Here is an 11,524-nt window from a genome sequence, read left to right as displayed (position 1 = left end):
CGTGTCCGGCCCGGCCGCACGATCGAGATGTGCTCTCCCGAGGCGGCAGGCGACGCGTGACGATCATCGGTGCCGGCCCGGCCGGGCTGCTGCTGGCCCGGACCCTGGCCCGGCACGACCCCACGTCGGTGGTGGACGTCCATGAGCGGCGTCCGGCCGGCGCGGACGCCGGTTTCGGGGTGAGCCTGTCGGCGCGCACCCTGCGGAATCTGGCCGGGCACGATACGGACCTGCACCGGCGGATCATGGACGCGGCGGTGGCGCAGCGCGCGATCGAGGTGCGTACCCCGACCGGATCCGTCCGCTACGAAGGGTTCGAGGTCGCGGCGGTGTCGCGCGGAGCATTGCTGAGCGCGCTCCACGACGGAGCCGTCGAGGCGGGTGCCCGCGTCCATTTCGGACAACCGGTGGCGCCGGGCGAGGCCGAGGGTGACGTGGTGGCGGTGGCTGACGGCGCCGCCTCCGCACATCGGGAGGCGGCCGGGGGCGGGTTCGGCACCTCCGTCCGTACGGGGAAATCGTGGTTTGCCTGGTTGGGCACGCCGGCCGACCCGGGCGACGCCGCGGTGATGGCTTTTGAGGAGACCGCGTGGGGACCGATGGCGCTGCACCTCTACGCGTATGCCGAGGGGAAGAGCACCGCCGTCGTCGAGATGGACTCGTCGACGTTCCGGCGGGCCGGATGGGGTGGGGCGGTCGGCGAGGATGATCTGCGGACGCTGGCCCACGTGTTCCGGGGCCCGCTCGGCGGCCGCCCCTTGACCGGTGCGACGAGCCGCTGGCGCCGGTTCCCGGTGGTGCGCAACGAGCGGTGGTCGGCCGGGCGTACGGTCCTGCTCGGCGACGCCGCGCACACCGCACACTTCACCGTCGGGTCGGGCACCCGGATGGCGCTCGAGGATGCCCTCGAACTCGGGCTGGCGCTGGCCGGGGAGGACTCGGCCGAGGCGGCCTTCGCTCTCTACGAGCAGCGGCGGCGGCCCGAGGTGGAGCGCCTGCAACGCTGGGCCGAACCGAGCATGCTCTGGTGGGAGACGTTCGGCCGGCGGATGCGGCGCCCGGTGGAGCAATTCGGTCTGCACTTCCTGACCCGTACGCCCGCGATGACCTACGACGCCCTGCGCCGCCGCTGCCCGGGCGCGCTGCGCGCCGCCGAACTGGCCTGGAAATCACCGGGGCCGGACACCGGTCCGGCCGTGTTGGTGCGTCCGGAACTCGAACGGGACGGCTGGTGGCACCGCATGCTCCGCACGGCCGACGAGATCGGTGACGGCGTGCCGGTCGGCATCGTCGTACCCGCGTCCGCGTCCGACCCCTGGCCCGGCCGGATCACGTTGGCGCTGATCACCGGCCGGGCCGACTTCGTCGTCGCGCGCCCGCTCAGCGAGGCGCAACGGGATCGGGCCGTAGCCCCGGAGCGGTAGTGACGGCCCCGGCCCCGGACGGCCCGTCGTAAAGGACCTCGCCGGTGCCGAGCCCGCCGTGGGCGAACTCGGCCATCCACCGGCCCGCGCACTCGGCGTCGGCTACTTCGGCTAGCACCTGAAGATGGCCCGTGGCCAGGTCGTAGAGCTTGATGACCCACATGCCGTGCCTCCCGCGCACGTCGGGGCGGTGGCCGCCGGGGCCCGTCCTCCCCGGCGGCCACCGCCGGTCAATCGCGGTCCGCCGGGGCGGCGAGCACCGCGTCGATGAAGGCGGGCAGGTCGGGGTCGTCGAAGAGGACGGCCACGTCCACGTCGAGGCCGAGCTCGTCCTCGATGCGGGCGACGATCCGGACCGCCGAGATGGACTGGCCGTGCAGTTCGAGGAACGTGCCGGCGTCGCCCGTCCCGAGCACGTCGCGCCAGATGCCCGCGATGCGTCGCTCCATGTCGTCCCGGTGCCGTTCGGTGGCGACCGGGATGATCTCGTCCCTCATCTGGCTGCTCCTGTTTCTCGGGCCCGGCGGAGGCGTTGCCACCGCTCGTAGTCAGGGTCGGCGCAGACCCGGCCGGCGGGCATCTCCGCGCATGCGCAGCGACCCGGCCACCGCGCACGTCATGAGGTGAGCCGGCCGCGGCCGCACCAGAAGACTGCTGACGTGACGAACCACGACGAGCTTTCCCAGGTCGGGGCGGGCATCTGGTTCCTGAGCCGGCTCTGCCCGCCGGACGTCGCGCTTACCGTCACCCGCACGTTCCGCGTCGACGGTCCGCTCGATGTGCCGGCCGTGCGCGCGGCCTGGGAAGCGGCCCAGCTCCGCCACGCCGCATTGCGAACCACAGTGGACGATCGTGACGGCGTGCCGGTCGCCCGGTGCGCCGAGGCGCCGCACCCGGACGCCTACCGGGTCGCCCGTGGTGACCGTCCCGGCGCCGCCGAACGCGAGCCGCTGAGCCTGGCCACCGGCCCGGTCGCGCGCCTGACCGTGATGACCGTCGCTCCGGCGCGCCACCTGCTGGTGCTGGCCGCGCACCGGGCCGTAGCCGACGAGGACTCGCTCACCGTGCTGGCCGGCGAGATCCTCACCGGCCGGACCGCGGTGGCCGCCGCGGCGGTGGGCGGGCGTGCCGGCGCCTCCGGGCTGCAGCGGGCGCGCTGGTGGGCCGAGCAGCTGCGGGGTGTCCGCCCGGCGCGGCAGGCGCCGGCGGTGCGGCCCGGCCCGATGCGGACGGTGGCCTTCGACTGGGGCAGCGGGCTGGCCGCCGGGTTGCGCGGTCTCGCCCGAGCGGAGGGTGCCACGGTCGCGACCGTGCTCCTCGCCGGTCTGCAGGTGCTGCTCGACCGGCACGGCCGGTACGGCGTGGTGGCCGGCGTCCCGCTCTCGCTGCGCGGTCCGGCCGACGCCGACACCGTCGGGTCGTTCACCACGCTGCGCCCGGTGCTGCCGGTGGTGCGGGACGACATGCCGTTCCACCAGGCCGTCCGGCTGCTGACCACGCAGGCGCACGAGGCCCTGCGGCACGCGCTACCGTTCCCGGCGGCGGTCCGTGCGGCCGCGCCGGCTCGCGACCGCAGCGGCCAGCCGCTCTGCGACGTGCTGCTGACCGTCGCCGCCGACCCGGTCGCCCCCGAGGTGCCGGGCCTGCGCGTGACCACTGTCCGCGGCAGCGCGGCCCCGCCCTTCCCCGGCCTGGCGCTGCACGTCGACCTGCGTGACGGCACCGTCGCCGGCGAACTCGCCGCGCCCGTCGGGCATCTCGCCCACGCCGAGGCCGAGGGCCTGCCCGCTCAACTGGCGACCCTGCTGGAAGCCGCGGTCGCCGACCCGGGCCGGACCGTCGGTGACCTTCCGCTCGCGTCCGCACCGCCGAGCGAGCCGGCGCCCCGGCCCGCCGCCGGCACCACCGTGGTCGCCCTGATCCGCGACCGGGTCCGGAGCGAGCCCGGCGCCGTGGCCGTTGACGACGGCGCCCGGACCACGTTCGCCGAGCTGTGGGAGCGCAGTGGACGGCTGGCGGCCTGGTTGTGCGCCAACGGGTTGCGGCCGGGAGCCGCGGCGGCGGTTCGCATGTCGCCCGGCGCCGCCCAGGTCGCCACCACCCTCGCCGTCCTGCGGGCCGGCGGCCACGTGACCTGGCTGGCTCCCGGCGGCGTGACCGCCCGGGCCCGGCAGGTGCTGGCCGGGTTACGTCCCGAGCTGCTGCTGCTCGACACCGACCCGGCCGCCGACGAGCTGGCCGGACGGCATGACGGCGTGACGCTGACCGTGCCGGACCCGCCGGACGGGCTGCCGTTCGACCGGGACGAGCCGGCCGCGGACGGACTCGCCTACGCGGCCTTCACCTCCGGGTCGACCGGACGGCCGAAAGGGATCGCCCAGACCCACGCGGCGCTGGCCCAGTTCGCCCTCTGGCTGGGCGGGGCGATGCGACTGGGCCCGGATTCGCGGCTGGGCCAGTGGGCCGCCGTCGAACACGACCCGAGCATCTGCGAGACGTTCGCGATCCTGGTCGCCGGGGGCACCCTCTGCCCGGTTCCGGCCAAGGTGCGGCCGCATCCGGAGCGATTCGCGCGGTGGCTGGCCGAGCGGCGGATCACCGCCCTGCAGACCGTGCCGAGTTTCGCACGGGAACTGCTGCGCGCCTTCCGCGCCGACGGGGGGCCGGCCGGGCTCGCCGTGCTGGTGCTGATGGGGGAGGCCACACCGGCCGCGGTGGCCGCCGGGCTGGCCTCGGCGCTGCCCGGGGCGCGGCTGCTCAACGTCTATGGCCCCACCGAGACCGTCGCCGCCACGTGGCACGAGATCGGCCCGGGGGACCCGCCGGGTGTGGTGCCGATCGGACGGGCCATCGACGGGCGGCACGTGCTGGTGCTCGACGAACGCGACCGGCCCTGCCCGCCCGGCGTGCGCGGCGAGCTGGTCGTCCGCAGCCCGTACGCGATCCGCTCCTATCTCGGTGCCGACGCCGGGCCGCGCACCGTGTTCCGTCCGGTCGCGGGCCTGCGCGACGGCACGCCGACCTATCGCACGGGCGACCTGGCCCGGTCCGGATTCACCGGCTCGATCGAGTTCGAGGGCCGCGGCGACCACCAGGTGAAGCTGGCCGGAATCCGGATCGAGCTGTCGGCGGTGGAGGCCGCGCTGGCCGAACTGCCCTCGGTCGCCGATTGCGTCGTGCTGCCGGTGGCCGGTCCCGGTGGCCTGGTCGAGGGTCTGGCCGGCTATGTCGTCGCGGGCCCCGAACCCGACCCCGCGGCCTGGCGGCGGCACCTGCTGCGCCGGTTCGGACCCGCGATGCTGCGGCTCGAGCTCCACACCGCGGACGGCATCCCGCGGACGGCCGTCGGCAAGGTCGACCGTTCCCGCCTGCCCCGGACCGCGACCAGCGCCGACCGGCCCCCCTCGGACGCCGACCGCCGGATGGCCGGAATCTGGGCCGCCACCGGCATCGCCGCGGACAGCCCGGACACCAACTTCTTCACTGCCGGAGGCGACTCGCTGGCACTGCTCCGGCTGGCCGTCGCCATCCGGCGGACGCTCGGCGTCACCGTCGCCCTGCCCGACCTGCTGGACGCACCGACCGTCGCCGGTATGGCCGCGACGGCGGCCCACGCGGGTGCCGACATCCCGCCCGACCCGAAGGGGAACACCTCTCCATGACCCATGACCAGACCGCTGAGGTCGTGCTCGACGGCGCGACGCTGAACACCGCCGCGGTGCGCCGGATCGCCGAGGCCGGCGCGCCCTGTGCCGTGCCGGCCGACGCGTTGCACGCCGCCCGGTTCAGCCGTGAACAGTTCGAGAAGACCGTCCGCGCCGGGGTGCCCGTCTACGGGGTGACCACCGGCTACGGCGAGATGATCTACATGATGGTCGATCCGTCGAAGGAGACGGAGCTGCAGACCAACCTGGTCCGTAGCCACAGTGCCGGGGTCGGGCCGCTGTTCCCGGCCGTGGAGGCCCGGGCGATCGTCGCCGCCCGGCTCAACGCCTTGGCCAAGGGCCACTCCGCGGTACGCCCCGAGATCATCACGCGCCTCCAGTCGTACCTCAATCTCGGGATCGTCCCGGCCGTGCCCGAGATCGGGTCGCTCGGGGCCAGTGGCGACCTGGCCCCGCTCTCGCACATCGCCGCCACGCTGATCGGCGAGGGCTACGTGCTGCGCGACGGCAAGCCGGTGCCGACCGGCCCGGTGCTCCGCGAACACGGGATCGAGCCGCTGCGGCTGCGCTTCAAGGAGGGCCTGGCCCTGATCAACGGCACGTCGGCCATGACCGGCTTGGGCGCGTTGCTGGTCGAGCGGGCGGACGAGCAGGTGCGGCAGGCCGAGATCGTGGCCGCGCTCGTGATCGAGGCGCTGCGCGGGTCCACCGGCCCGTTCCAGCCCGAGGGCCACGACATCGCGCGACCGCACCCGGGCCAGATCGCGTCGGCCCGGCACATGCGGGAGCTGCTGGCCGGCAGCGGGCTGACCGAGAGCCACGCCGAACTACGGCAGCAGTTCGCCGATCGCAAGCGGCCCGGCGAGGAGGTCCAGCGCACCGATTTCTATCTGCAGAAGGCCTACTCGCTGCGGGCCGTGCCGCAGGTGCTGGGCGCGGTGCGCGACACCGTCGAGCACGCCCGCCGTACGGTCGAGATCGAGCTCAACTCGGCCAACGACAACCCGCTGTTCTTCGCCGGCGGTGAGGTCTTCCACGGCGCCAACTTCCACGGTCAGCCGGTCGCCTTCGTCATGGACTACCTCACGATCGCGCTGACCCAGCTCGGCGTGCTCTCCGAACGGCGCACCAACCGGATGCTCAACCGGCACCTGAGCTACGGGCTGCCGGAGTTCCTGGTCGCCGGCGAGCCCGGCCTCAACAGCGGTTTCGCCGGCGCGCAGTACCCGGCGACCGCTCTCGTGGCCGAGAACCGCACGATCGGCCCGGCCAGCATCCAGAGCGTGCCGTCCAACGGCGACAACCAGGACATCGTCAGCATGGGCCTGATCGCGGCCCGCAACGCCCGCCGGGTGCTGGCCAACAACGACCTCATCCTCGCCGTCGAACTGCTCGCCGCGGCCCAGGCGGTGGACGTCGCCGGGCGCCGCGACCGGCTCGGCGCGGCCGGGCGGGCCGCCTACGACCTGACCCGATCGATCGCCCCGGCTCTCGGCGAGGACCGCTACATGGCCGATGACATCGAGGCCGTGGCCGGCTCCCTCACCCGCGGTGAGTTGTGGCGGGCGGTCGACGACCGGAAGGAGAACCAGTGACCGGGTACGACGTCGTGGTCATCGGAGGGGGCCCCAGCGGCTCGACCGTCGCGACCTTCGTGGCCATGCAGGGGCACCGGGTGCTTCTGCTCGAGAAGGAGAAGTTCCCGCGCTACCAGATCGGCGAGTCGCTGCTGCCCTCGACCGTCAACGGCATCTGCCGTCTGCTCGGTGTGAGCGACGCCCTGGCCCGGGCGGCCTTCCCGATCAAGCGGGGTGGCACGTTCCGGTGGGGGCGCAACGAGGAGCCATGGACCTTCGCCTTCGGGCTGTCCCCGCTGCTGTCCGGCGACAGCGCCACCGCCTATCAGGTCCGCCGCATGGAGTTCGACCAGATCCTGCTCGACAACGCCCGGGCCAACGGGGTCGAGGTGCGCGAGCAGGTGACCGTGACGGGGGTCGTCGAGGACGAGACGGGCCGGATCACCGGCGTGCTGACCGATGACGGATCCGGGCCGCGTACCGAGATCCGCGCGAAGTGGGTGGTCGACGCGTCCGGGCACACCAGCCGTACGCACCGGCACGTCGGCGGCGAGCGGCACTACGCCGAGTTCTTCCGCAACCTGGCGCTGTTCGGCTATTTCGAGGGCGGCAAGCGGCTGCCCGCACCCAACTCGGGCAACATCCTGGCCGCGGCGTTCCGGTCCGGCTGGTTCTGGTACATCCCGCTCTCCGACACGCTCACCAGCGTCGGAGCGGTGCTGCGGCCCGAGGCGCTGGACCGGGTGCACGGCGACCGCGAGAAGTTGCTGCACGAGCTGATCGCCGAGTGCCCGATCATCGCCGATCACCTGCGGGAGGCCCGGCGGGTCACCCAGGGACCCTACGGCGAGATCCGCGTACGCAAGGACTGGTCGTACCTCAAGGACGGGTTCACCCGGCCCGGCATGATCCTGGTCGGGGACGCCGCGTGCTTCATCGATCCGGTGTTCTCGTCCGGCGTGCACCTGGCGACGCTCAGCGCGCTGCTGGCCGCCCGGTCGATCAACACCATGCTGGCCGGTACGGTCGGCGAGTCCGACTGCCTGGCCGAGTTCGAGAGCCGCTACCGCCGCGAGTACCAGGTGTTCCACGACTTCCTGGTCGCCTTCTACGACACCAACCAGGACGAGGATTCGTACTTCTGGAAAGCCAAGCGGATCAGCGGTGACGGCGCCGCGGTCCCGGCCGAGTCGTTCGTGGAGCTGGTCGGAGGTATCGCCTCGCGGGAACAGGCGCTGATCGACGCGGTCGACCGGGCCGTCGCCGTCGCGGGGGAGGACCGCGACCTGCTGTCCGCCCCCCAGATGCGCGGCGTGCTGCGCGAGGGCGTGCGGGTCCAGGTGCAGGCGGCTGTCGGGGGCAACGCGGACGAGCAGGTGCCGGTGCGTCCCGGCGGCCTGGTGCCCAGCGCCGACGGAATGCACTGGGCCCGTCCCGCCGTGGTCACGTCATGACGCTGACGCCGACCGCGGGGCACGTGGCGCTCAGCAGCCAGCAGCGGTTCCTGCACCTGGTCGACTCCGGCGCCGACAGCGGTCCGTTCGGCCCCCGCTACACGATCGTCGGCGGCTGGCGGCTCACCGGCCCGGTGCGCGACGACGCGCTGCGGGCCGCGCTGGGCGACGTCGTCAACCGGCACGAGGCGCTCCGCAGCCGGATCGTGCGGGACAGCACCGGGGCCCACCAGCAGGTCGTGTCCGGCGTCGAGCCGGACCTGACCGTGCGGACCTTGCGGGCCGGGCCGGCCGGGCGCGACCAGCGGGCCGAGGAGCTGCTCAACGAGGTCGAGGCCGACGACCTGCCGCTGGGCCGGATGCCCGTCCTGCGCGCGGTGCTGGCCCGGTTCGACGCCGGTGACGCCGTGCTGGTGCTGGCTGCGCATCACACCGCGGTGGACGGCTGGTCGATGCAGGTGATCGCCCGCGACCTGGCCGCCTGTTACGCGGGCCGGCTCGACGGCGCCCCGTCCGGTCTGCCCGCGGTGCGTCAGTACCGCGAGTACGTCGGGTGGCAGCAACGAACCGCCGGGACCACGGCCAATGATGCGGCCCGACGCTACTGGCGCGACGCGCTCGACGGCGCCGAGATGACGCCGCTGAGCCTCGACGTGCCGCGCAGCGCCCAGGGCGAGAACGTGACGTCCTGGCATCGTTATGCGTTCGGCCCCGGCGTGAACGACGCGGTGAACCACCTCGCCCGGACGCACCGGTGCTCGCCGTTCATGGTGATGCTCGCCGCCTATGCGCTGCTGCTGCGCGACCGCACCGGCCGCGACGATCTGGTCGTGCCGACCTTCACGCCCGGGCGCCGTCCGGGCTGGACGGCCGGGATGGCCGGTGTCTTCTTCAACATGCTCCCGGTGCGCGTGCGACTGGACGGCCGGCCGGACACGGCCGCCCTGATGGCGCGGGTGCGGGCCGCATGCCTGGCCGCGTACCGGCACGAGTTGCCGTTCATCGACGTGGTGCGCGAAGCGCCCGGGCTGATGGGTGCGGTGTCCGGGGAGTGGCACTCGTCCTGCACGTTCCAGCTGGTCCAGTTCCCGATGACGGCGACCGGGGAACGGGTCGGCGACGTCGCCTGGAAGGCGATGCGCCGCCGGCTGCTCTCCGCCGTCCGTGGCTCGCAGATCCCGGACGGCGCGCTCTGGACGGTCGAGCTGGACCCGGCCGGCGCGGTCGGCGGCATCGGCTACGGGGCCGCCCAGTTCTCCCCGCGGACCGTGCAGGACCTGGCCGCCGGGTACGGCCGCACCCTCGCCCGCATCCTTGGAGGTGACGATGTCCCCTGACCTGATCGAAGACCGTGACGTGGACGCGCTGGCCGCGTCCGTGCTGCGCCTGATGAACGCCCGGAAACCCGGCGCCGACTACCTGCTCGACGTCTCCGCGATCCCCGGCCTGCCGCCGCTCTTGTCGCAGTACGTCCGCCACGTCGAAACCGGCAGCGCTGAGGCCGGCCGGTTCGACGTGGTGACCGCCCTGGGGCCGTCGCTGGCCGGGCTGTCCCTGGCCGGTTACACCGCGGCCGTACGCCGCCTGGCCGCGCACCTGGTGCCCGGCGGACTGCTGATTCTGGAGCCGTTCCGGTTGCCGGGCGCGCAGGCCGGCCGTGGCGTCCACGCCGAGGTCAACCGGTACGAGGACCGGACTGTCTCGTCGGTGCGGCACGTCGCACCGCGCGACGGCGCACATGTGGTGGCCCGGCACGCGCTCATCGCCGACGAGCACGGAGTCCGGCATGTGCACGACGAGCGGGTCTACCACTCGTTCGGCCCGGTCGAGTTGCGTGTCGTTCTCGCCGCCGCCGACTGTGCCGCCGATCTGCTTCCCACCGCCCTGGCCGGGGGCCCCGTGGTCCTCGGCACCCGTCGCCGCACCCCGCGAGGAAGATGATGAAGGTTCTGTTCGCCATCGATCCGTCGATCGCCCACCTCTACCCGATGGTCCCGCTGGCCTGGGCGTTGCAGAACGCCGGCCACGAGGTGCGCCTGGCCTCGTTCGGCGGGTTCGCCGACCGGATCGCCGAGACCGGGTTGACACCGGTGCAGCTCGGCGACGAGGAGTGGGCGGCCCGTGTGTCCGACGACGCACTCGAGCCCAACGGTCCCGAGCAGGCCCAGCAGTATGCGGACGTGCTCGGCCTGACCGCCGACGAGCGCGAGTACTGGTACCTCTTCTACCAGTACCTGCTCACCCCGATCTCCGACTATCTGCGGGTCGACCGGCCCGAGCCGCACGCGCTCATCCGGTTCGCCCAGGACTGGCAACCCGACCTGGTGATCTGGGACCTGACCCAGGCCGCGGGCGCGATCGCGGCCCGGGTCAGTGGCGCGGCCAGTGCCCGGCTCGTCTTCGCGTGGGACCCGACCGGGTGGAGCCTGGACCGGCTCGCCGCCCGGCCGGACGAGCTGACCGCGGCCGGGCTCGACCCGAACCCGCTGGCGACCGTGGTCGGTCCGCTGGCCGAGCACTACGGCGTCGAGCTCGACCACGAGTTGCTGGTCGGGCAGTGGACGATGGACACCGCGCCGCCCGGGCTGAGTCTGCCGACCACCACGCGCAAGGTGCCGGTGCGGTACGTGCCCTACAACGGTGCCGCCCCGATGCCGGAGTGGCTGCACGCACCGTCGTCGCGACCGCGGATCTGTCTCTCGCTGGGCGAGTCGTACCGGCGTTTCATCCGCGGCGATTTCAACCGGACGCCGATGCTGCTGGAGGCGCTGGCCGAGCTCGATGTGGAAGTGGTGGCCACGCTCAACGAGGTGCAGCTCGACGGCGCGGTGCCGCCGCCCAACGTCCGGCTGGTCGAATATCTGCCGCTGAACCAGATCCTGCCGACCTGCGCGGCGGTCATCCACCACGGTGGGCTCGGCACCTTCCAGGCCGCGGTCGCGGCCAACCTGCCCCAGCTGGTCTGCGACACGCTGGAGAGCATCATGCTGCGCTTCGAGGAGGCCGAGCCGGAGGAGCCCGGCGCCGAGCGCGACGACACCGGGGTCTATCGCTCCGGAGTCGAGTACGGCGTGCGTGGCCCCGAGGAGCAGGAGAAGGAACCGGTGCGCTGGGTCATGCCGGCCAAGAAGCTCGAGGCCACGCCGGTCTCCGACTATGTGATCTCGCGGGGGGCCGGCGTGCGGCTCAACCACCAGGCGCAGACCGTGGCCGAGCTGCGCGAGTCGATCCGGGCGGTGCTGACCGAGCCGTCGTACCGGCAGGGCGCCCAGGCGGTGCACGACGTGTGGCGGGCCCTGCCGGCGCCGGCCGACGTGGTGCCGGTGCTCGAGACCATGACGGCGGACGTGCGCCGCACCCGCTGACCGTACGACGAAGCGCCCTCCGGAGAACCGGAGGGCGCT

General features: G+C 73.6%; 8 protein-coding genes. 7 read left to right on the top strand and 1 reads right to left on the bottom strand.

Going from position 1 to position 11,524, the window contains the following annotated elements; genetic code table 11:
• The first annotated feature begins 56 nt into the window (after positions 1-56).
• Entirely contained in the window at positions 57-1,424 is a 1,368-nt protein-coding gene (locus JIG36_RS31920) for an FAD-dependent monooxygenase (RefSeq protein ID WP_203380115.1), read from the top strand.
• A gap of 230 nt (positions 1,425-1,654) precedes the next feature.
• On the opposite strand, the gene JIG36_RS31915 is transcribed toward JIG36_RS31920, so the two are convergent.
• Positions 1,655-1,921, bottom strand: a complete 267-nt coding sequence (locus JIG36_RS31915) for a phosphopantetheine-binding protein (protein ID WP_203380114.1) — start codon at positions 1,919-1,921, stop codon at positions 1,655-1,657.
• A 162-nt stretch (positions 1,922-2,083) separates the two neighbouring features.
• Between JIG36_RS31915 and JIG36_RS31910 the strand changes: the two genes are divergently transcribed.
• The 6 genes from JIG36_RS31910 to JIG36_RS31885 are packed head-to-tail and all read left to right on the top strand — an operon-like array spanning position 2,084 to position 11,485.
• Positions 2,084-5,086, top strand: coding sequence for an AMP-binding protein (locus JIG36_RS31910; RefSeq protein ID WP_203380113.1), 3,003 nt, complete (start codon positions 2,084-2,086; stop codon positions 5,084-5,086).
• A complete protein-coding gene (gene cmdF / locus JIG36_RS31905) occupies positions 5,083-6,684 on the top strand; it encodes a tyrosine 2,3-aminomutase (protein ID WP_203380112.1) in 1,602 nt (533 codons plus the stop codon). Before JIG36_RS31910 ends, cmdF begins: the two co-directional genes overlap by 4 nt.
• Positions 6,681-8,120, top strand: a complete 1,440-nt coding sequence (locus JIG36_RS31900; protein ID WP_307872995.1) for a tryptophan 7-halogenase — start codon at positions 6,681-6,683, stop codon at positions 8,118-8,120. Before cmdF ends, JIG36_RS31900 begins: the two co-directional genes overlap by 4 nt.
• Positions 8,117-9,457 (top strand): condensation domain-containing protein, encoded by a 1,341-nt coding sequence (locus JIG36_RS31895; RefSeq protein ID WP_236048577.1) that lies wholly within the window; start codon positions 8,117-8,119, stop codon positions 9,455-9,457. The genes JIG36_RS31900 and JIG36_RS31895 overlap by 4 nt, the downstream gene beginning before the upstream one ends.
• Entirely contained in the window at positions 9,447-10,061 is a 615-nt protein-coding gene (locus tag JIG36_RS31890) for a hypothetical protein (protein WP_203380110.1), read from the top strand. The genes JIG36_RS31895 and JIG36_RS31890 overlap by 11 nt, the downstream gene beginning before the upstream one ends.
• Positions 10,058-11,485 carry a nucleotide disphospho-sugar-binding domain-containing protein gene (locus tag JIG36_RS31885; RefSeq protein WP_307872994.1) on the top strand — a complete coding sequence of 476 codons (1,428 nt, stop codon included), beginning with the start codon at positions 10,058-10,060 and terminating at the stop codon, positions 11,483-11,485. The genes JIG36_RS31890 and JIG36_RS31885 overlap by 4 nt, the downstream gene beginning before the upstream one ends.
• The last annotated feature ends 39 nt before the right edge of the window (positions 11,486-11,524 follow it).

The organism is Paractinoplanes ovalisporus, assembly GCF_016834655.1.
Lineage (GTDB): Bacteria > Actinomycetota > Actinomycetes > Mycobacteriales > Micromonosporaceae > Actinoplanes > Actinoplanes ovalisporus.
Note: the sequence above shows the minus strand (reverse complement) of the source record. Positions and strands in the feature narration are given on the sequence as shown.